Origin of the sequence: Erysipelothrix sp. HDW6A (assembly GCF_011400295.1) — a bacterium.
Lineage (GTDB): Bacteria > Bacillota_I > Bacilli_A > Erysipelotrichales > Erysipelotrichaceae > Erysipelothrix.
In genome coordinates this window covers 166663-189426 of the sequence record NZ_CP049859.1, presented here as the reverse complement: position 1 = coordinate 189426, position 22764 = coordinate 166663, and the positions used below count along the sequence as shown (strand labels likewise).

The window sequence follows — 22764 nt, the reverse complement described above, 5'->3', positions numbered from 1 at the left end:
TGGGAAAGACGCTTATGGAGAAATTCATTGGAGGCATAGTGATGAAAAAGAAACGAAGTCTTGTTAACGATATCCTAATACTAGCTGTAATAGCTGTAGTTCTCTTCGGCGTACTCCAAATCAAAAAAATAGTGGAACCTGTAGATTATTCAAAGACCTTAAAGATTGTAGACGAGAAGCCTAGCTTTATAGCATTTGATCGCTTTCAAATAGTTAAGAATCAAGCAACGGACTTAAACGGTCATGGTTATGTGTTGCCGTACCAGAGCCAAGATAATATATTATTTGGGATGGAAGAATCATTCGATACTTTTGATAATGATGGTGAAGAAGTTATTAGAGACTATAAGAAGTCGACGATAAGAATAAATATGGATACTCAAGAGACTGTTGAGCTCTTTAGTTTAGGACAAGACACTCTACAGAATTTCATTCATGAGATTGATGGTGAAATATATTATTCATTATCAGAATTTGAAACAGTAGCAATAGACCCCGACGAACCTCTATCAGAGCATTTCAATTATCGATTATTAGTAGAATCCAATCTCTATAAAATCAATAAATCAGGAATTTCAGAAAAAATCGATTTCAATATTCCTCAAGGGTATGACATTACACTAGAAAATGTAATATATGCTGGAAATACTGATTCATCATTATACCTATTAAATTATTCAAATTATAGACCAAACAGACAAGATCGCTTCTTTCAAATATTAGCTCTGAAAGAAAATGACTTACGTGTTGTCCATGAGACTAGGTGTACTATTACAGATGAGGAAGATAACTTCGTGAGTTTGAGCGAATGCGCTGGAGATTCTAGTATAGAGGTTAGCAATCTAATTTTCATGGATGACGAACACATCATGACGGAAATTACTCAAGCAGGATCAAAGGTCAACTTCTATAAAGAAGATGTATTGACGAATACTATTAATTTGGAAAGAAAGATAAGAGACTTACACTACGACAAAGAAACAGAGTCCTTTATATATAGTTCAAATGGAACGTTTCAACAAAAAGATAAGATATATCGTTATGATATTAAACAAAACAAAGAATTTGAGCTACAAGATATCCCGTACTCTGATGAAGTTCAAAGCAGATATATTGGTGGAAAAATCTATTATTATGAGATGAATGGTGACTACATAAGTATTTACGATATCAAGAAGAACACGTATTATACTAAAGCAATAGAGCTTGGCGATAACTATACACCTACAATATCTGTCCATGATAAAAACATATATGTCGCATACTTGAAAAATGACTTTGTTGAATACCGCGTCTACACTATTAATAATTAAAGATAAAGGATGAAATCATAGACTTCATCCTTTTCATATATTCAAAATATTATTTAAATACAATTAAACAATTACGTTAATAAACCATTATGATACAATTTAAGAAATAAAGGAGACAGGTATTATGAAAAGAGCATATCAAAGGTATGGTATCTACCTCCTTGAACTTGCGATAATAAGTGAAATTATTCTGCCTTTTGTACTAGCTTTTATGTATCCAGAGTTTGATCACATAACGATGTTGATTAGTGAATTTGGAAATGCAAATGAACAAACGAAACTTATCTTTAGAGCATGGATGTTTATTAATGGAGGACTTTTCATTGCTTCTTCTTATGCGGTATATAGACGATTCTATCTAAGTAATTCTTTCTATTCTTTAATATTAAGCCTTTCGATTGCAGTTTTTGGAGTGGGTGATTGTATTCTTACATCTCTTTTTGAAACTTCTGCAACAGGTAATGCACATACCCTAAGTGAGAAAATCCATGATATGGGATCTGCAGTAGGCTTTGCAGCTCTACTAATCGGAGTTGTAGTTCTAATCAAACTCTATCACATCGAGAAGCAAAAACTTTTAGTCTCAATAATCGGAGTATGTCTCTTTTTCTCGCTATTTTTTATGCTTTTGTACTCCATGAAACGAATACCGATACTAAAAGCTTATGATTTACCGTATCGAGGATTGTGGCAACGGCTCAACCTAATCTTTATGTATTTACCTTATTTGATTATGGTGTTTGAATCAAATCTTAATAGAATGAAAAGAGGAAATTGTAATGAATAAAATAAAGAAACTCATCAAACCGCTGTTTTTTATTACAATATTAGCAATCACTGTAAATAAACTTATTGGTGAACTAAGTACAATTGATTTCCAAAAAGTCTATAGTACAATGCAGAACCAGTCTTTTATTAGTATTATTGTGTTGGTACTTGTAGGTTTAGTTGGTGTTTCAATACTATCATTATATGACTTGGTTCTCGTTAAGTCCTTAAAACTTGATGTAAGTAAGAAGGCAATGATTAAGGTATCGTGGATAAGTAACTCACTAAACAACGTTATTGGCTTTGGTGGTGTAATAGGAGCAACAATTCGATATAACTACCTTGAAAAGTTCAGTGATGAGAAACAAAAGAGTAATCTGAAAAAGAGCATTTCCTTTATGCTATTTTCAATGTTGTCAGGAATTGCTGTTTTATCATTCTTAGTCATGATTAAAGTGTTTGATCCTTCTCAACTTATTGATAGTTATCCTCTTATTCAAATAGGGCTTGTGATTCTCAGCTTGGCATTACCAATATTCCTAATCTACACATGGGTCTATCCACCAATAAAAGAAGATAGATTCCTAGTGATAAAGTATACACTGGTATCAGTTCTTGATTATCTTTTTGTAAGTCTAATAATGTATCTTTCGTTACGTTTTGTGGGTGCAGAGTTCGACATGTGGAAAATGGTCAGTATTTTTGTAGTTTCTTCTATTGCTGGAATCATTAGTATGACCCCAGGTGGTTTGGGAGCGTTTGATGTTGTCTTCTTGTTAGGTGCTACAAGTCAGTTCAATTTATCAGAAGAAGTCGTTTTATTAGCAATAATATTCTATCGATTAAGCTATAATATTCTACCGTTCTTTATTGGTATTATTGTCTCTCTATCGGAATTACAGAATGTATTAAGTAGTAAACTGAGTGATCAAAAAATTGTCTTATTTACTAAAGAATTTGGTTCGATCATGATATCAATAACTCAAAAGAGAATCCAATCTTTAAGTAGGCTCCTCGCAATGGTGCTCTTTACTGTCATAACACTTCTCTTAATTCAAGACTCGTCGCTAGCCTTGCTCTATAATCTCGATAATCGCTATGACTTAATAATTATTACTGCTTCATCAATATATTTGATGATTACGATTCTTCTGATTCCTACGATTAGTCAAATATATAAGGGTTCCTTAGAAACGTATCATGTGTTGCGTGTACAGCTAGGTATTATGTTGATTGCGCAAGTCATTCTCTTTACTCAAGATGGATACTATTTTGACTTAATACTCTCCTCGATTATGTTCTTAGGATTGTATATTTATAGAAAAACTACAGTATCAAAAGTTAATACAGAATCAATCAAAGAGTATATTGTATGGCTACTTACGATTGTGCTGTTATTTATTCAAGCAGAGATCGTTTGGATGTTCCCAGAAGTCCTTACAAATGAAACTGCAGAATGTCTCTATTGGTTTGTGATGATATTCTCATTAGTTTGGACAATTGGTGTTGTGGTCTATCGTACCTATCTACGTAGAAAGTATACTTTTGATACAGTATTCAACGGTACATGGAACAATCATAAAGATGACTTGCAATCAATACTTTCAGAATATGAAGGTACCAACTTAGCTCACTTAGCATACCTATCGAAAAATAATATTGCAGTCCACTCAGAGTATGAAATGGGAGTAATCTATCAAGAAAATAGACATTTTGTATTTGTATTGGGAGATCCTTTTGGTAATCAAGAAAATTCCTTTGTGTTTCTACAAGCATTGGACGATACCTGCCGAAAGATAGGTAAGCGTATTGTTTTCTATCAAGTAGCACCAAAAAACATTCACATTTATAATGAGTTAAATTATCTGCTGTTTAATCTTGGAGAAGAGGGAAGTATTAATCTTGAAACGTTCAAGATTACAGGAAACTCTGGAAAACCATACCGTCAAATATTAAACAAACAGACAAGTGAAAACATTAGTTTTGGAATTGAAACTTGGACGGAGGATCTAGGGGAAGAGTTGAAACATGTTTCTGATGAATGGTTGAATGGAAATAAAGAAATGACTTTCTCAGTAGGAAGTCTTGATCAAACATACATTAAGGCAGCAGAAATTGCAACATTAAGAAATGATGAAAATAAATTACTGGCATTCACAACTATGATGCCTACCTATCAGGAAGGATCATTGTCCGTCGATTTAATTCGTTGGTTGCATGAAGAGCATATACCTTTTATGGATATTCTCTACTTAAATGTAATACAATGGGCTCAAGAGCAGGGATACCAGGAATTTAATATAGGAATGGCACCTTTATCAAGTTCCTATGAGAAAACAAATTCTCGACTTTATTCCCTAACAAGCAGTGTCTACCAACACTCTGTAAATTTCTACTCTTTTAAAGGAATTAGAAACTATAAGAATAAATTCAAACCTCATTGGGAACCTCGTTATTTAGTCTATCCTAAAACAGTATCGCTACTACGTGTATTGCTAGAGAGCTACCGTATTATTCATCCGAATGATACAAAAGATAGTTAAGTAATTAATGCAATTTAGTAGAGTAAGTAATGTCCTAACTACTGAGGATTACCAAATTGCAAATGGAGAAGAGTTATGGAAAAGAAGCGTAGCTTGTTGAGTGATCTTTTAATACTAAGTGTCATTATTTTAGTTGTGCTCGGAGTATTGGAAATTAAGAAACACTTTGAACCTGTAGACTACGCAGAGACTTTTTCGGTGGTAGGTGAGCAAGGTAAAAAACTAGAACATGAAAAATTGGGTGGATACTCTATGGGTGATAGATCTGATGATTCAAATCTAGAGACGTTCATCCACATCGGTGATATAAGAAATAATAATGTATCCTTCTATAAGTCAGTTCTTGATAAAGATGATAATACGGGTTTGAATATGAAAAAATTATCAATGTATTCTTATAATATGGATGATGATAGCCACGAGAAAATAATAGATATCGAGAGAGAAGCTATGATGTTTATTAAGCAACTCGATGATGGAAGCCGTTTTTTGTATAAGTATGATTTTATTATTAACAAAAACGAAGATATTGAAGACGATGAAACTTTTAAGCAAATAGACTTCAAAGAGAGAGTAAGTTTTTATATTCAATTGCCAGGAAAAGAGATTGAAAAATTAGAGATTAAGACAGAAGATGACAGTTCTTTGGTAATTAACTACTTAGATTTGCTTACTGATGGTAGAAGCATTTATTACTACAGTAGAGAACAAACAAGCAAAGACACTTTCAAACTGAGTCTTGTTAAGCTTGTAGGTGATATGCTTACAAGTTTATCAAGTAAGACGTGTACTGTCATTGATGACAAGGATGCTTTTCACATTCAAATAGAGTGCGATAATGGATATATTACAAACAGTAACTCTTTGTATCTAAGCGACAAATTTATAATCGACTTAGAGACAAGTGATAAAATATCTAAAATACATTTCTATAATCATGATGATTCGAAACTATCAAATACAATTACAATTGATCGTAAAATTGAACGAGTATATTATGATCCAAAGACAGAATCCTTATTGTATATTTCAAATAATAATGGATTTGATATGAATCGATTCTATCGTTATGACATTAAAACCAAAGAAGAATTTCAACTTGATAAGATGCCTAATTTAAATGCTGATGAGATAGTATCTTCTTATAGTGATGGTGTCTTGTACTTCATAAAAAACTACAGTAACACCTTATATGCTTACGATTTCAAAGAGAACACTTTATATAGACAAGAGACATATATCAAAGAAGATACGTCTGTTTATCTGTCTACATATCAAGATAATGTCTACCTAGTTTCTCAAGAATATAATGAAATAGTATATAATATCTTTAACGTTAAGAATTAAATGGATATCTATTTTGTGTAATACACCATGAGGAAGGGTCGTTAATAATGAAAAAGAAATCAATGTTACGGGATATACTAATACTATTAGTGATTGGCTTGATCTTCTTAGGGATTGTGATGATACGAAAATTGGACTTTAGCGACACTCCGAAAGAATTAATAATATTAGATAAAACAGATAAAAGTTACTTAAGCGATTTAGTAGAAAAGACAGCAACAATTCCACTAAATGAGGAAGAATATTTCAGTGTGTCAAGTTTTAATAAGAATGGCGCAGTCATTGAGATTAGGAAAAATGAAAAGAATGAGAATGGTCAAGGACCGTCAAAAGTAATTCGCTTTGGGGTGGCAAACCAAACTGATCCTAGCTTTAGAGAAATTTCAATCCCAAGTGAATCAGATGAAGTATTTATACACTACCTTGTTTCAGAAGATGAGTATGTTTTAAGAGAGTTTATAGATGATGATTCTGCACCGGGATCTTACGCATTAAACTATGTTTATGTAAAAATGGTCAGCGATATGTATTAAATGATGAATCAACTGTACCAATAAGTATCTCTCCGTTTTTTGAATTTGATGGAAGATTATACTTTTTCTATAAATTTGTTGAAGGGAATGACAGTAAGTTAGGGATCTATACAATAGAAGATAATAGTTTAAAGAAGCTAAAAGACATTGATACTAGAGACTTGGTATTACCTTTCAATAATCATGAATCCGAAACACGCCTTCATGGTAAACACCTCGTTTATGTATTAAAAACAGAAGATGGTACAAATATTAAGAATCAGATTGTACTTTATGACATTGAATCTGGTAGGGATAAGATTTTTGATGTCGAGGGTGATGTGGATGAAGTTCTGTACCATGAGGACACAGATATAATTCTTTATTCTGTGTTGGGGTGGAATGAAAGCAATGGAAGACAGTATAACAAGACCTACCGCTTTGATCCATCGAAGAATGAATCGCAACATATCGAGCCAATCAGAAATCTTGCCAATGCAAGGATTCATAACAACAAAGTAATCTTCTTTAATAGTGTTGAAGGCGATATTGCAGTGTATGATTTGAAAAAAAACACATTGAAATTCGAAGAGTTTAATACACGGGTTAATAGATACCTGGGATTTGTGGTAGGAGATGATTCGATTTCATTTCTTCAACATTTTAATGATTCGGAGTTAAGATTTATTACATACACGATAAGGGATTGAGAGGAAAATTAATATGTTTAAGAAAAGGAAGTCGCTTTATGATGTGCTGCTAATTATGTTTATTTTGCTTATTGGTTTCGGAATCTACTCACTCTTTTCAAGATCATCAGAAGAGAACTATACAGAGACCTTGAAGCACAATAATCTACATGGGAAGATAACTCTAATACAAAGCAACAAGAAATTTATCGATAATTTAGAAAATATGAATCGTGAGTTTCGTACCTATCCACATACACTTTCAAAAGATAAGTATTATTTTTTTCAAAGTACACATCAACGTTGGAGTGATTCTACTAGTGATGATGAATATATACTAAAATCATTAGATATAAATACAAAAGAAGTAAAGGATATCGTTAATTTTTCTGGAAATCAAGGAATTACGTTTGTTGATGAAATAGATGGAGATGTAATATATAGTGTGGCTGATTTTGGGAACTACTCTATTGGAGGAGAAGAAGATAGGGTATATAACACGAATACATTTTATAGAATTTTAGGAGAAGGAGGGATAATGGAGTACAGTTATCCCAATTCGAAGCTTACTGATCAATATGTACTATCGACAAAAACTAATGATTCTACAGTATATAGAATGCAAATTTCATTCTATGAAAACGATCTAGAGGGTGAAATACCTGTACTGGAATTTGTTGAGGTAACAAAGGATAAAATTGAAGTTGTGAGAACAGAAAAAATAGGAAATTATTCAGAAAGTTGGAATATGAATGAAGCATTTCCATATAATAACTTTGTTTATGACAAAGGACTTATCAAGGTCGAAAAGGATGGAGCTACTAGTACAGTGAGTTTGTATAACAAGCAATACGAAATATTAGAAACGATAAATCTATTATATTCTGCAAGCAATATTATCTATGATGACAACACTCAATCGCTATTGTATAGCTTAAGTAGTCCTAATTCGAGCAAAGTTGAAATTCATCGCTATGACATAAACAATCACAAGGACTATCAACTTGACATAGATAAAGATATTAGTTTAAGTGCTTGCTCAGAAGGTCAATGTTTCTTCCGAAATGCTGAAGGAAATGGTATATGGATGTATGATTTTGAGAAAAATATTGTAAGCGAAATAGATACTGATTTTTCTTCAAAAGAAATTAGTGCGATGAGTATTTATGACAACAAACTGATAATTGTTTTGGATAATACTACAGACTTTACGGTATTCTCGTTTGATATTAAGAAATAGAAAATATCGTGATGTCTGTAAATAATTTATTGAAAAGCAAGTTGATAAAAAACATTTTGACACAGCACTATTGATTAATGTATTCACGTAACTAAAATTGATATTGATAATTGTAAAGTTACCCATCACAAGCTTGATATTAGGGAGAAGGTCATGAAGAGAAAGACTTTAAGGAATGATTTGCTTAAATTGTTAATACTTGCGCTAATTGTATTAGGTGGGTATTTTGTTATGACCACAGATTTTAATACAAAAAAACAAAAAGAAATAACATATCTATTGAGAGATGATAAAAGTTTCCTAGGTGATGGTGAAGAAAAAACCGGAGATGTTCCTGAAATTGATAATGAAGTAGCTAGGATTTTTGAAGTCAGGGAAAATTCCATCGAGATGATGTATCTACAGTACTCCAAAAAAGAGGAAGCAGTTCAAATGATGGGAAGAACTAAAGCTACTCGTATTGGTTTATATGATACGAAAGAAATGGTGTTTAATGAAGTTTTAGTTGTGGATGACAGTTTTAATATCGAACGGTTTAAAATAGGAAAAGATGACTGTGTTCTACTTGAGAAACAAGAAAAAGACGATAACTCGGCAGAATACAATATCATATATGTAGAAAATGGAATTAAGCACGTTCTAAATAAAGAATCAATAAGTTCGCCAAATAATGTGTCGGACTTTGTGGAGTATAATGGCTCGTTCTATTTTATTTATTCAGAGAACGTTAATGGAAACTTAAACGTTAGTTTATATACGATAGAAGGCAAAGAATTAATAGTACTTCATCAAATAGATGTTTCAAACATGCGGTTTGATGGAGATTTAAGCAAGTCGTTTCTTAGAGTAAATGGAGACACTCTAGTGTTTGTCTTGCAAAATGATGATTTTAGTGACACTGATTCAACAATCGTAGTATATGAGATTAACACAAATAAAATGAACACCTACATTATTAATAAAGCAATCACAAGTATGGTCTATGACGAGAAGCTTGACATGCTATTGTACACATGCGAAGAGATAAATGCTGAACAATACACTCGTAATTTGAAAACCTATCGCTACGATAAAGGATCAAAAGAGTCAATTCAAATTGAGTCAATTAGGTCATTAGGAGATGTACAGATTGCTGATAGTAAAATTGTATTCTTCAATGATGATAGAGGTCAACTTGTAAGTTATGATTTAAAAGAAAATAATTTGAAATTTGAGAACTTGAATTATCCTACGGGGCAGGGTACTAGATTATATTTTGATGGGAAAGTAATGAAAATGGTTATTCCTCTTGGAATAAGGTTTGAAAGAGTAGAAAAACTATCAATTTATACATCTCCTGTTGAGTAAAAAGTAATTAATAACAAATGAAAAGTAGAAGCACCTTCGCTTCTACTTTTGACATTTCATATGTATTGATGTAATTAAGCATTATCCTTTGCTTTAACGTTTTGTAAGTATCGATAAACAGTAGGTTCTGAAATCTTTAATATACGAGCAATTTCAGGAACTGCACCCTTAAGTAAGAAGAAACCACTGTCATAAAGTGCATGAATAGTATCTAGCTTATCCTCTTGTTTGAATTTATCAACAGGAACTCCTTTAGAGATTGAAACATCAAGTACAGTGTTCTCTGCCATTTCCTCAATAGATCTTGAGAATGTTTCAGGTATGATTGATTGTTCGTCTGATTCTTGTTTACGATATGTTCTAAGTAGAAGTTCGATATTATCAATGCTTCGAGACAACTCGTTAAAAACACTCTCGTCAGTATTGACACAAATCATTCCAACTACTTCACCTTCTTTACGTAGGTAATATGAAGCTGAGTGAAGCTGTTTATGGTCTCTATTTGATATCTCACGATAACCTACATTAAAATCGAGATTTTCGTTAATACCAGTTTTAAGTGTTCTGAGTACATAATCAGTAGCGGGAGCGCCAATGTCACGCTTGGTAATGTAGTTGTTACGAATTGCGATGATAGATGAATCAAGGTTTGTTAAATCATGTAAGACTATCTCTGAGTTTTTACCTAAAAGTTCAGCTAAAAAGTCAATTAAGGGAATGTGGCTTTTTAAAAATTCTTGAGTAGTTTGTGCCATACGTATTCCTCCGTTTCCTAGTAGCTTAATTATACACAAATTGTATACTGTGAAGCAACGATGAACCGTATCTAGCAGCGCAACACACTTGTGAACAACATAACAATTAAATTGCAAAATGTACGATTACAGCCCTATACGAAGCGGTTTCAAGCTTGTTTATACCAAACTTTGTGAAAGAAGATACAAATTTAGCAAACGCTCGTAAAAAAAGCAATGAAATGAAGCGAAATTATCAGAAAAACAAAAATGATAAAAAAAAGTTGCGACTCGTTGTAAGACACTAAAAAAGCATGGTAGAATAGAGTTGTAAAATAAATACAAAGGAGATGTGAAGAAATGACAAACGCATGGAATGGTTTTAAAACCGGAAAATGGCAAGATGAAATCAATGTTCGCGACTTTATCCAACAAAACGTTACACCTTACGAAGGTGATGACAAATTCTTAGCACCAATTAGCGATAATACAGATCGTCTTTGGAAAAAAAGCTTAGAGCTTTTAAAAGAAGAAGTTAAAGTTCGTGTTCTTGACATCGAAATGAATGAAATGTCAGGTATTGATAATTTTGGACCTGGCTACATCATCAAAGAAGATGAAGAAATTGTAGGACTTCAAACAGATGCTCCTCTAAAACGTATTATCAACCCTTATGGTGGTATTCGTTTAGTTGACAACATCTTAGACATCTATGGACGTAAATTAGATGATAAAACAAGTCACTTCTGGCATACTTATACAAAAACACATAATGCAGGGGTATTTGATGCTTATACACCAGAAATCCGTAAATACCGTACAACAGGTCTATTAACAGGACTTCCAGATGCTTACGGACGTGGACGTATTATCGGTGATTACCGTCGTATCGCTCTTTATGGTACAGACTACCTAGTAGAAGAAAAGAAAAAAGATCTTAATAAGATTACTACAATCAATGCAGAAACAATTCAACTTCGTGAAGAAGTAAACGAACAAATTCGTGCATTAGGTGCTATTAAATCAATGGCAGCTAAATACGGTTGTGACATTAGTGTTCCAGCTACAAACGCAAAAGAAGCTATCCAATGGACATACCTAGGATACTTAGCAGCTATCAAAGAAAATAACGGTGCAGCGATGTCATTAGGTCGTACATCAACATTCTTAGATATCTATATCGAACGTGATCTTGAAGCAGGTGTTATTACAGAAAAAGAAGCACAAATGTACATTGACCAATTCATCATGAAATTACGTTTAGCACGTCACTTACGTACACCAGAATACGATGATTTATTTGCTGGAGACCCAACATGGGTTACAGAATCAATCGGTGGTATGGGTAAAGATGGCCGTACATTAGTAACAAAGAACTCATTCCGTTACTTACACACACTAACAAACTTAGGACCAGCACCAGAACCAAACATGACAGTTCTATGGTCAGATGAATTACCAATCGGTTTCAAACGTTACTGTGCTAAGATGTCAATCGAAACAGGAGCAATCCAATACGAAAACGACGACATCATGCGTCCACAATTTGGTGATGACTACGGTATCGCATGTTGTGTATCAGCAATGGAAATCGGTAAACAAATGCAATACTTCGGAGCACGTACAAACTTAGCTAAAGCTCTTCTTTACGCAATCAACGGTGGTGTTGACGAAGTTAAGGGAATTAAAGTTATTGACAATGTTCCAGTAATGGATGATGAAGTATTAGATTACGAAAAAGTTGTTAAAGTATATGATGAAGTAATTCGTGAAGTTGCACGTGTATATGTTGATACAATGAACATTATCCACTACATGCACGATAAATATGCTTACGAAAAGAGCCAAATGGCATTACACGATACAAACGTACAACGTTTAATGGCATTCGGTATTGCAGGTCTATCTGTTGCAGCTGACTCATTATCAGCAATTAAATATGCAAAAGTTAAACCTATCCGTAACGAACAAGGAATCGCAATTGATTTCGAAATCGAAGGCGACTATCCAAAATATGGTAATGATGATGACCGTGTTGACAGCATTGCTGTTGAGTTAGTAGAACGCTTCTCAGGTTACCTCAAAGAACATCCAATTATTCGTGATGCAAAACACACACTTTCAATTCTTACAATTACATCAAACGTTGTTTATGGTAAGAAAACAGGATCAACACCTGACGGACGTCATGCTGGAGAACCATTCGCACCAGGTGCTAACCCAATGCACGGTCGCGATAGCTCAGGAGCTCTTGCATCATTAAACTCAGTTGCTAAGATTCCTTACAACGAAGTATGTGAAGATGGTGTTTCAAACACATTCTCAATCGTTCCTCAAGTACTTGGTAAGAGTGAAGATGAACGAATCAACAACCTTGTTGGTGTAATGAATGGTTACTTTAACCAAAAAGCTCACCACTTGAATGTTAACGTACTTAACCGTGAATTATTACAAGATGCTATGAAAAATCCAGAGAAATACCCACAACTTACAATCCGTGTTTCAGGTTATGCTGTAAACTTCAACCGTCTATCGACAGAGCAACAAGAAGAAGTTATCAGCCGTACCTTCCATGAAACAATCTAAAGTAGGTTATATTCGTAAATTTGAAACAATGGGAATGGTGGACGGTCCAGGGATAAGAACAATTGCGTTCTTATCGGGCTGTCCCCTTCGTTGTCTTTTCTGTCACAACCCAGATATGTGGCGAACAGACCCAGGAGATGCTATTACAGTTGATGAGTTAGTCGATAAACTTAAACGTTACAAACCTTACTACGGTGAAGAGGGTGGTGTAACCTTCTGTGGTGGTGAACCATTAAACCAACCAGAGTTTCTTTACGAAGCGATGAAAGCATGTAAGGCTGAAGGTATTACTACTTGTCTTGATACATCAGGATTTGGTAGAGTCGATACTTTCGATGACATCTTAAGTGTAACAGACACTATTTTGTATGATATTAAAGGTTTAGAAGAAAAGAAATACCGTGAAATGACAGGTGCTCCTATGCGAGTAACGCAACAATTCTTAGAAAAAGCTCAAGAACATAATGTTCCTATTTGGATACGAGTTGTTATTGTTCCAGGATTCCATGATACCTATAAGTATATGGATGAACTTGCAGACTATATTGCACCACTAAATAACATTGACCGTATTGAATTGCTTCCATACCATACAATGGGTGTAAATAAGTATGAAACAATCGGCAAAGAATATCCTCTTGAAGGCGTTCCTGCTATGAACAAAGATACAGCTATGGAGTTACAACAATATCTTATTGATAAAGTTGAAACACTTAGAAATCAAAATCAATGATAAGATGCATGACACAAGTTGTGCATCTTTTTTAGTTGCGAAAAGCACGTTGGGGGTTCTAGGAAGAGCTTGAAACATTTATTATAATAGAAATAGGAGGTAACACGATGAAAACAAGTGAAAAAATAATTAAAGCAAGACAAGAGGGAAAATTAACTCAGGATCAGTTAGCGAAAAAATTGGGCGTGTCACGCCAAACAATATCAAAATGGGAACTTGATATTAGCATTCCAGAATCAGCAAGACTGAATGATCTCTCGAAGGCACTGAAGGTGAGTGTTGATTATCTTCTAGACGACAAACTTGATAGTGATACTCTAACTATTCTTATGAAGAAGAAAAGCGGATCAATACAACCAGATTGGTCAAAACTATATCCAGTCATTGCAGAGTACAAAGAAGTTGTAGATGTTGAGAAGTATGCGACTCAAATGGAGAACATTTTCCAAGACTTGATGAATACCTACTCATATTCAAGAGAAGACGCTATGTTGGTAGCAAAGGAAATACTAGCATCTACGTATTTTAAGAAATAGACTAAAGTTAAGAAACAGTAAAGGGTCGAGATTTGACCCTTTTTAAGTACTCAAGAATAAAAAAGACAACTTCTCTAAATAAACTAAACAATCAGGGAACATAAAATGAGTTGATTACTTAATTTGGGCGATTCAATACAAAGACTAATTATGCCGATAATTACATGTACAATAACTGTAATGCTTCAATCTGAATAAATAAGGCAAACATAGTATTAGTAAAGGAGATTATGAAGTGATTGTGGAACCGCTTATGATGTTAATAGGATCTAATGCAAATCATGGCAGACTTGAATTGATAAACAATGACATATTGAGATATGTAAAGTTTAAAAATCAAGAATATCGTAAGGATGACTTCATAACGACTCCATTGAGTAATATGGTTAGCCTGTTTAAAAAAGAAAAAGTAATGTTTGAAATTGAAGTATCGTCTATATTAAAGCTTGAGCTTATTAATGGAAAGTCATTATTAAAGTATGGGAAGGTTGTCATTTCAACCGATACTAATAGGTATACCGTCCATTTCGAGAAGAAAGTAAGAAACAAAATCAACAAACTATACAATAATATTGTATGTTTACTAGAAAAAACCGAATAATATACGCCTCCTTTTAAACACTGTATTTGCTGACAGTGTTTTTTTTGAGTGTTGATGTAATGAATGAGGTAAATTAGTGTGGTAACTAAGGTGCAATATTCAACTAATGCTAAATAATATTGAAAATAGCTACATAACGTTAACAATAAGGTCTATGTGTTGATATTGGTAACAAATATTTGAACTTAGATGACGAAAACAAATAATTATAATATAATTGGTATAAGATTATAATCAGAGTACAAGAACATTAATAAGGAGGGGCAAATGAATCCAATTTTATTTGTAGAAGACGATCTCGATTATAGCAAGACATTAACCAAAGTATTAGAAGAAGATGGATTTGAAATAGTCGCTGTTCATGACACTTCTTCAGCAATATCATTATTATCTCAGAAAAAATTTTCTTTAGTTATATCTGATTTATATATAGATAATTTGGATGGGGTTCAATTGGCGGGAGTAGCGAAAAGCATTCAGCCACAAGTTAACTTTATCATCTTAACTGGATTACCTACAGTTCAGAACGAATATAGAGCATTATCAGAGAATGTTGACTTGTTTTTAGAGAAAAAGAAATCAGCACGTATTATAAGTGAATACATCAAGAAACTATCAACAACTAGAATAGTAGACGCACCTTTTGAAGCAAAGAATATAATTGTAACTAAAAGAGAAAATATCATTATGGACCTCTCAAATAATGAAGTAAAGAAGAATGATACACTAGTTGGTTTAACACAAACAGAGTTTACTATACTGAGAATACTGTTAGAAAATAGAAATCAATTGGTAACACGTGCGCAGATCATTGAAACCATCTGGGGTGATGAGAAAATTAATGAGAGAACAATAGACGTTCACATTAAAAACATTAGAGAAAAACTTAAGACATTTTCGATCGTATCCGTTCATGGAAAAGGATATCGTTGGAGCGAATAAGAACACTTAAATCAGTAGAAATAACTACTGATTTTTTTGTGGAATAAAATACAAGCTCTCATATATTAACAAAACTTAACAATTGGAACAAATTCCGTCACTTATCGGGACTGATTACATATTTAAGGGTATTAATGTCAAATAATGAAAGATTTTTCATAAAAACTGTACTATTAGTATGTAGAGTAAACTGAATTTCACTTCAGGCTCGAAAAATAAAAAGGAGGAAATTATGAAACTTAATCTAAAAAGTAAGTTTTATAAAGTTTTATTATCCTTCGCTTTATTGTTAACTACAGCTCAAGCTGTGTTTGCAACAAGTGAAGATAATAAACTCGGTAATGAAAATATTAGCGTAATTACTGAGAAGATTTATGATGAAGAAACTAACACAGTCGACATCAAACTAACACTTGAAGCAAAAAATACAAATGTTAGTTTAGAAGGTGTTACTTTCCCAGATGAATCAAAGAAAATACCTACAGAGTATGTAAAGGAATCTGAAGAAAAATCAGAAGATAATACATACGTTTTCACTGTGGAAGAGAATGGAGAATATGAGTTTCAAGCGAACTATGCTTTAGAAGTTGTTGGCGAAGACGAACAACCTCTAAGTAGAGAAGAAACTTATGGATTTAAAGTAAATGTCTTAGAAGTTAAAGATAAAACAGAAACATTAAGTGATGAAGCAAGTCAAGATCAACTTAATTCACCTACAGGAACACCCGAAGCAACTATGGGGTCGAATGCCGTTGATGGCGTAATAACCATGAACATTCCCGAATATGATGGTGTTGGCTGGAATAACGATGATATTAAATCTAAAACATTATCGATAAGTGTTGATTTTTTAGCAAATGCTGAGAAGCCAAACAAACTTGAGGTAGTTATTCCCGAAGGAATGAGAATAACTAGTCTTCATGTTGTTCCGGGTACTGATGTTTCGGGAATTGATCCTCAAACAGGTATCATAGCTGAATATGGTGATTCGTCACCTCATGCTAAAGCAATTAAGAAAATGACAGTTCCTAAACAAGAAGCTTTTCCAATGAAATCCATTTTTGGAAAAGTTGTATATGAATTTAATGACGAACTAACAGTTGATGCAATAACCTTAGATATAGGACTATCTGTGGATGAAAAACGTTTCTATGGTCCACATACAGTTCCTGAGCCTGTATCTGCAACAGCTTACCGTGTTTCTACATTGACTCAAGAAATGGGTCATGTCGCTGAAGTCATTCATGCTACTGGTACAAACGGACTTAAAAGGGTTCAGTATAATGCTGCTCCAGCATCACAACTACTAACAAGCACTGCGGAAGTGCCAACACGTTCAACAGCAGGAAATATTAAAACAACTTTAAGTAATGCAAAATCAGAAGAATTATTTGCTCTATTTATGGTGTATAACTTTACTTATCCAAAGGAATTTAAAGTTGATCAAAAAGCAAGTGATTCAAGGTTTGTTAAGTATCTAACTGATGAAGCTAAAGGTGAAATATCATTTGCAAGTAACTGGAAGTCTACTACTTATCTAGGAGTAGATTATGAATTACCTCTTGGGCTATCAGCTGGTGATTATGCACCGCTTAAGAACTCTTCGGTAGAAGTTACATTTTATGATGGTCATACGATAACATTAGAGCTTGCAGATAGTGCACGAAATGTAAAAGTAATTGATGAAAACCTTAATCAATTAAGCCTATTGTCACATGATGTGAGAGATGTTTCTGGAGTTCCAAATCATACAGTAATAGGAGCAGGGTTTGTTGTTGGTAATAGAAGTGGTGGCCCAGTAACTAATCAGATTTTTGAGATGGAAATCGATGGGTTATTCCAAACCGAAAAAATAATGCTTCCAACAAGATTTGTTAAAGGTGACTCAGTATCTGTTCAATATACAACCACAAAGAATAGTACGGAAAGAACTTATGTTGGGACCATTGGTTATCAAAATATTAATTTAAGTTTTGTTGACCAAGAAATATTAGGTTTAGATTCTGACGAATATATCACTTCAATTAAGCTCGAAGTGGGAGATTTCCCTTATCCTTATTCAAGTGGTGCATACGCTCATGAGTTTGAAAGAGTTGCACCGATAGGAAAATTACCAAAAGGAATGGGAGTAACAAATGTTACAGTAAGCACCTATGACGTAAATGATAAGCAAAACACATTTTCAACAAAAACAGCAACAATCACCGAAGATGATAATGTTATGGCGTATGGTAACAACTCTGGTACTTTTACTCCTGGAGCTATTATGGCGGGGGAAACTTATTCTGTAGATGCAAAACTTGCCCTAAGAGATTCACAAGGTGTTATGATGACAGGATTATTTGAACCAGAGATATATATTCGCGAGGTTAAAGGACATAACTTAAATCTTAATAGTCTTAAATTGACCGATGCAAATGGAGATTCAGTTGACTGGACATTTGTCAAAAAGCAAAACTCCGCAGGCGAGAATGTCTATACAATAAAAACAAGAAACTATACAATGACTCATGGGGGTACCGGAGACATAAGACCATTAAATGTGGTTTTTGATGTATCCACAACAATCCAAGCTGACGACGAATTCACCATGAACGAAATAATTTCTTTTGGAAAACCTGGACTTAAGTTAGGTACAAGTTATTCTTGGATTCCTAATAAAGTTACTAAAGATATTCATGACTTAAATGGCAATGGTGATACGACAGAAAACATGATTGGTGTAAGTGCAACAATATTCAAAGTTAACAAGTACGACGGCATGATTGTTGAATCGTTCTTGGTGCTTGCAGGCGAAGATCCAAAAGCGCCTTTTGTCCCAGGAAATAAAGAAACCGTTGCGTATTTTACACCGGGAACTGATGCTGAGTATGTTGTTAATATGACTAATAATGGTTCTGTACCGTCATCAGAATACATACTATACATTCCTATTCCAAAAACTGGCGACAACTTTGCGGGAAATTTCCAAAAAGAAGCATTTAAATGGGATATGAGATTAGCGAAAGAATTGGATGCTGTTTCAGGATATACAATTGACTATGCTACTACAGCGACATCAACTAACTATAAAGAAAACTCAATCTATAATTCAACAACACCATCAGATCTTGCTGATGTTAATATGATTCGAATTAAAGCAACGAAACCTATTGAGGTAAATGAGGGAGCTGAATTTAAAGTTCCACTTGTTGTTGATGAGACTTTCCTAAGTGCTACTCAAGATAAGAAAATTGGAAAGATGAATATATATTCAGCAGCATTTAGCATTGTTAGTGATAAGTTTAGTGGTGAGCTTCCAGGTACTCTAGCTGGAGCTGAACTGGTAATCGCTGAAGTAGGAGGAACTATTTTCCTCGACAAAGATGTTGATGGAATTTACGACACAAGTAAAGGCGACGAACCAATTAGTGGTCATACTGTCGAATTATATGAGTGGAATGATACAACTAGTTCATATGAACAAGTGGTAGTAAATGGTGTTAAAGTTTCTACAGTTTCAGACTCAAACGGTGTATATGTATTTGATGAAAATGCAAATCTAGGGTACGGTAAGTATGCTGTTCGATTTGTAGAAAAAGGCAATGGTACATATGAATATACAATAAATACCGCAAACCCTACATTCTACGAATTAGATAGTGATGCAATTATTAATGCTGATATTCCAAATGTTGGTGATAGTTATAAAGGTTGGGCGCTAGATATTGATGCGACAAAACCAGAAGCAAAAACTATTGGTGCTGGATTTATTGCATATAATCCTCCAATTGATCTGACTGTAACTATCGGAGGTCCAACAGAAGTTAAATCTAATGAATCAATTACACTAAGTCCAGAATCTATCACTCCTGATTTCTGGAACAACATAAAAAATCCTAATAATCCATATTCTTGGTCAATTGTCGGAGATGCAGTGGAACAAGCCAAAGCTAGCCTTACTGTAGATCAAGCAACAGGAGATGTGCGTTTAACAGCTGCTACCCTTGCAAAAGGAAAAACAACAGTAAAGGTTAAACTTACAATTCATGATATTTATGGTAATGAAGCTGAAAGTAATATGTTAGAAATAACAATTCTTTCAACAGAAAAACCAGTAATTACAGTTGTTACAAATCCTACAGTTATTGAGTATGGTGAAACTGCACTTGATGAAGCAGCATTTATTGCTCGTGCTGGAATCAGTGCAAAAGATAATGAAGGAACTGAAATTAGCTTTACAACTGATTTTGATTCAGTAGTGGATCAAACAATCCTTGATGATTATACAGTTACGATTACAGCAACTGACTCATTCGGTAATACAGCGACACGTCAAATGACTGTTACTGTTCAGGATAAAACACCACCTGTTATTACCTTGGCTAAAGATACTCATACTGTAGAGATGGGACCTGAAGTTACATTTGAATCTATCGAAGCTGCATTTGATGCGAAAGCTACAGATAATTATGATCCAAGTGTTACAGTTACAAATAATATAGCAGATGAAGTTAAGTTAGATGTTGCAGGAACCTATATAGTTACTTTCACGGCTACAGATACAAATGGAAACACATCTACAAAGACAGCGACAGTTGTAATTAAAGATGAAACACCTCCAAACATTACATTTACAAAACAAAATGTTGTTGTTGAGATCAATAGTGGTCAAACACATGATGATATCTTAGTGTTGATTGGTGCAAGTGTTACTGATAACTCAGGAGAAACTCTTACTCTTTCAAATAACATAACAACTGTTAAACTTGATACATTAGGAACTTATCCTGTTATCTTTACAGCTGAAGATTCAAATGGAAATAAAACAAGTAAAACAGCAACTGTAAAGGTTCAAGATACAACAAACCCTGATTTAGTAATTACTAATAGAGAAGTATCTATTGAAATTAATGGTGGAACAACCGAGGATAAACTTATGGAGTTAGCTGGTATAACTGCTACAGATAACTCAGGTATTAAACCAACAATAACCTCAAATTTTGATTCGGAAGTAAATCAAACTCTATTAGGAACCTATAATGTGACTATTACAGCTTTCGACTTAAGCAGCAATGTTTCAACAGACACTGTTGTCGTAACAGTTGTAGATACAACAGCACCTGTAATTACAATTGTAAACTCTGAGGTAACTATCGAAATCAACGGTGGGACAACAGCAGATGATCTGATTACATTAGCAGGAATTACTGCAACAGATAATTCAAATGGTACAGTTACAATAACATCAGATTTTGATGAAAAAGTAGATCAAACAAAGGTTGACATCTATACAGTAACTGTCACAGCAACAGACCCATCAGGAAATGAAACTATTGAAACTGTGGAAGTAACAGTGGTAGATACAACAGGTCCAGAAATTACAATTGAAAAACCAGAAGTATCTATCGAAATCAATGGCGGAACAACTGAGGAAGAATTTATCAAGTTAGCAGGAATTGATGCAACAGATAACTCAGGTGAAGCACCAACAATTACAACAGACTTTGATACAGTAGTAGATCAAACAACACCTGGAGATTACACAGTAACTATCACAGTAACTGACTCAGAAGGAAACGTTACAACAGATACAATTGTTGTTACAGTTGAAGATACAACTGGTCCAGTAATTACAATTGAAAAACCAGAAGTATCTATCGAAATAAATGGCGGAACAACTGAGGAAGATATTATCAATTTAGCAGGAATTGATGCAACAGATAACTCAGGTGAAACACCAACAATTACAACAGACTTTGATACAGTAGTAGATCAAACAACACCTGGAGATTACACAGTAACGATTACAGTAACTGACTCAGCAGGAAACGTTACAACAGATACAATTGTCGTAACAATTGAAGATACAACTGCTCCAGAGTTAACACTCACAAATGACGTTGTAGAAATTAACTTAAACAATCCTTTAAGTGATGAAGACTTCATCAAATTAGTTGGCCCAGTAACATCAGACAACTCAAAAGGAAAAGTTACAGTTACAACAGACTTCGATCTTGTGGATCAAAAGAATCCATTAGGAGAATACATAGTTACAATTACTGCAACAGATGAAGCAGGAAATGTTACAACAGAAACACTTACAGTCAAGATTTTAGATGACGAGAATCCAACTGTTAGCGGTGGAGAAGAATATTCATACATCGTTGGTGGAGATATTACATTAGAACAACTAATTGATGATATCGGATTTATCGCAACTGATAATAGTGACCAAACATTATACCCAGTATCAATCACTTCAGATATCGCAAATGTTGATTTCAGTAAGATTGGTACCTACGATGTAACAATTACAGTTACTGACGTATCTGGAAATGTTACACAACATGTTGTTACAATTAATGTTGTACGTGAAGCTACATATCATATTGAAGCTGACCGTGTAATTATCGATGTTAAAGACTTAGATGCAATTCTTGCACTCGATAATGTCGAAGATAAAGTTATCGAACTTCTAAATGCTAAAGCATGGCTCGATGACGCAATCAATGGTATTACTGACCTTCCAGTATATATCAAGAACTACGAAGAGATGATTAATTTCTTAAGTAGAAAAGACCTTGCAAATGGAGATCTATTTGATGTAATTCTTACAACAAACAATCCATTATCAAGAAGTCTATTTGGATCAGAAACAGTTGCTCAAATTGAAATTACGGGCGTTGTTGAAGATCTACCGGTAGTTGATGAAACTCCAAAACTTCCAGCAACGGGTGTTGGCAATAGCTACATCGCGTTATATGGAGGAGTCTTAGCAGTCTTTGGTGGATTGATCTTATCATATTCAAAAAAGAAAAAAGAAGAAGAAAATTGCTAAGAAGTAAATAGTTAATAAAGGCCACTCAGTATTATGCTGAGTGGCTTTTCGTT

At 33.9% G+C, this 22764-nt stretch carries 14 protein-coding genes; 13 read left to right on the top strand and 1 reads right to left on the bottom strand.

Features of this window, described 5'->3' with window-relative positions; genetic code table 11:
- The first annotated feature begins 41 nt into the window (after nucleotides 1-41).
- The 8 genes from G7059_RS01010 (at nucleotide 42) to G7059_RS00975 (ending at nucleotide 9759) form a co-directional block, all read left to right on the top strand.
- Entirely contained in the window at nucleotides 42-1313 is a 1272-nt protein-coding gene (locus G7059_RS01010) for a hypothetical protein (RefSeq protein WP_166080226.1), read from the top strand.
- Nucleotides 1314-1437: 124 nt separating this feature from the next.
- Nucleotides 1438-2100: a DUF998 domain-containing protein gene (locus G7059_RS01005; protein ID WP_166080225.1), complete on the top strand. Its 663-nt coding sequence runs from the start codon at nucleotides 1438-1440 to the stop codon at nucleotides 2098-2100.
- The gene (locus G7059_RS01000; RefSeq protein ID WP_166080223.1) at nucleotides 2093-4624 is read left to right on the top strand and encodes a phosphatidylglycerol lysyltransferase domain-containing protein; all 2532 of its coding nucleotides are present in this window, start codon (nucleotides 2093-2095) and stop codon (nucleotides 4622-4624) included. Before G7059_RS01005 ends, G7059_RS01000 begins: the two co-directional genes overlap by 8 nt.
- A 75-nt stretch (nucleotides 4625-4699) precedes the next feature.
- Entirely contained in the window at nucleotides 4700-5971 is a 1272-nt protein-coding gene (locus G7059_RS00995) for a hypothetical protein (RefSeq protein WP_166080222.1), read from the top strand.
- A 47-nt stretch (nucleotides 5972-6018) separates the two neighbouring features.
- The gene (locus tag G7059_RS00990) at nucleotides 6019-6504 is read left to right on the top strand and encodes a hypothetical protein (RefSeq protein ID WP_166080221.1); all 486 of its coding nucleotides are present in this window, start codon (nucleotides 6019-6021) and stop codon (nucleotides 6502-6504) included.
- 161 nt (nucleotides 6505-6665) lie between these two features.
- Nucleotides 6666-7193 carry a hypothetical protein gene (locus G7059_RS00985; protein WP_166080220.1) on the top strand — a complete coding sequence of 176 codons (528 nt, stop codon included), beginning with the start codon at nucleotides 6666-6668 and terminating at the stop codon, nucleotides 7191-7193.
- A gap of 13 nt (nucleotides 7194-7206) precedes the next feature.
- Nucleotides 7207-8412 (top strand): hypothetical protein, encoded by a 1206-nt coding sequence (locus G7059_RS00980; protein ID WP_166080219.1) that lies wholly within the window; start codon nucleotides 7207-7209, stop codon nucleotides 8410-8412.
- A 153-nt stretch (nucleotides 8413-8565) separates the two neighbouring features.
- Entirely contained in the window at nucleotides 8566-9759 is a 1194-nt protein-coding gene (locus G7059_RS00975) for a hypothetical protein (RefSeq protein WP_166080218.1), read from the top strand.
- Between the two features lie 74 nt (nucleotides 9760-9833).
- On the opposite strand, the gene G7059_RS00970 is transcribed toward G7059_RS00975, so the two are convergent.
- Nucleotides 9834-10514, bottom strand: a complete 681-nt coding sequence (locus G7059_RS00970; protein ID WP_166080217.1) for a transcriptional regulator — start codon at nucleotides 10512-10514, stop codon at nucleotides 9834-9836.
- Nucleotides 10515-10853: 339 nt separating this feature from the next.
- Here G7059_RS00970 and pflB point away from each other — a divergent pair, with 339 nt between their 5' ends.
- The 5 genes from pflB to G7059_RS00945 all read left to right on the top strand — a co-directional run bounded on the left by pflB (nucleotide 10854) and on the right by G7059_RS00945 (nucleotide 22711).
- Complete coding sequence (pflB, locus tag G7059_RS00965; protein WP_166080216.1) at nucleotides 10854-13079, top strand: formate C-acetyltransferase; 2226 nt, start codon at nucleotides 10854-10856, stop codon at nucleotides 13077-13079.
- Complete coding sequence (gene pflA, locus G7059_RS00960) at nucleotides 13066-13812, top strand: pyruvate formate-lyase-activating protein (RefSeq protein WP_166080215.1); 747 nt, start codon at nucleotides 13066-13068, stop codon at nucleotides 13810-13812. Before pflB ends, pflA begins: the two co-directional genes overlap by 14 nt.
- A gap of 107 nt (nucleotides 13813-13919) precedes the next feature.
- On the top strand, nucleotides 13920-14348 hold the full coding sequence (locus G7059_RS00955) for a helix-turn-helix domain-containing protein (RefSeq protein ID WP_166080214.1): 429 nt from the start codon (nucleotides 13920-13922) through the stop codon (nucleotides 14346-14348).
- A gap of 868 nt (nucleotides 14349-15216) precedes the next feature.
- Nucleotides 15217-15891, top strand: a complete 675-nt coding sequence (locus G7059_RS00950) for a response regulator transcription factor (protein WP_166080213.1) — start codon at nucleotides 15217-15219, stop codon at nucleotides 15889-15891.
- A gap of 232 nt (nucleotides 15892-16123) precedes the next feature.
- On the top strand, nucleotides 16124-22711 hold the full coding sequence (locus tag G7059_RS00945; protein WP_166080212.1) for a LapB repeat-containing protein: 6588 nt from the start codon (nucleotides 16124-16126) through the stop codon (nucleotides 22709-22711).
- The last annotated feature ends 53 nt before the right edge of the window (nucleotides 22712-22764 follow it).

Bases quoted from the DNA above. Each gene is read 5' to 3' on its own strand.
- G7059_RS00975 (WP_166080218.1), top strand. From the start codon at position 8,566: ATGAAGAGAAAGACTTTAAGGAATGATTTGCTTAAATTGTTAATACTT.
- G7059_RS01010 (WP_166080226.1), top strand. From the start codon at position 42: ATGAAAAAGAAACGAAGTCTTGTTAACGATATCCTAATACTAGCTGTA.
- G7059_RS00990 (WP_166080221.1), top strand. From the start codon at position 6,019: ATGAAAAAGAAATCAATGTTACGGGATATACTAATACTATTAGTGATT.
- G7059_RS00945 (WP_166080212.1), top strand. From the start codon at position 16,124: ATGAAACTTAATCTAAAAAGTAAGTTTTATAAAGTTTTATTATCCTTC.
- G7059_RS00955 (WP_166080214.1), top strand. From the start codon at position 13,920: ATGAAAACAAGTGAAAAAATAATTAAAGCAAGACAAGAGGGAAAATTA.
- G7059_RS00970 (WP_166080217.1), bottom strand. From the start codon at position 10,514: ATGGCACAAACTACTCAAGAATTTTTAAAAAGCCACATTCCCTTAATT.
- pflB (WP_166080216.1), top strand. From the start codon at position 10,854: ATGACAAACGCATGGAATGGTTTTAAAACCGGAAAATGGCAAGATGAA.
- G7059_RS00950 (WP_166080213.1), top strand. From the start codon at position 15,217: ATGAATCCAATTTTATTTGTAGAAGACGATCTCGATTATAGCAAGACA.
- G7059_RS00980 (WP_166080219.1), top strand. From the start codon at position 7,207: ATGTTTAAGAAAAGGAAGTCGCTTTATGATGTGCTGCTAATTATGTTT.
- G7059_RS00995 (WP_166080222.1), top strand. From the start codon at position 4,700: ATGGAAAAGAAGCGTAGCTTGTTGAGTGATCTTTTAATACTAAGTGTC.
- pflA (WP_166080215.1), top strand. From the start codon at position 13,066: ATGAAACAATCTAAAGTAGGTTATATTCGTAAATTTGAAACAATGGGA.
- G7059_RS01000 (WP_166080223.1), top strand. From the start codon at position 2,093: ATGAATAAAATAAAGAAACTCATCAAACCGCTGTTTTTTATTACAATA.
- G7059_RS01005 (WP_166080225.1), top strand. From the start codon at position 1,438: ATGAAAAGAGCATATCAAAGGTATGGTATCTACCTCCTTGAACTTGCG.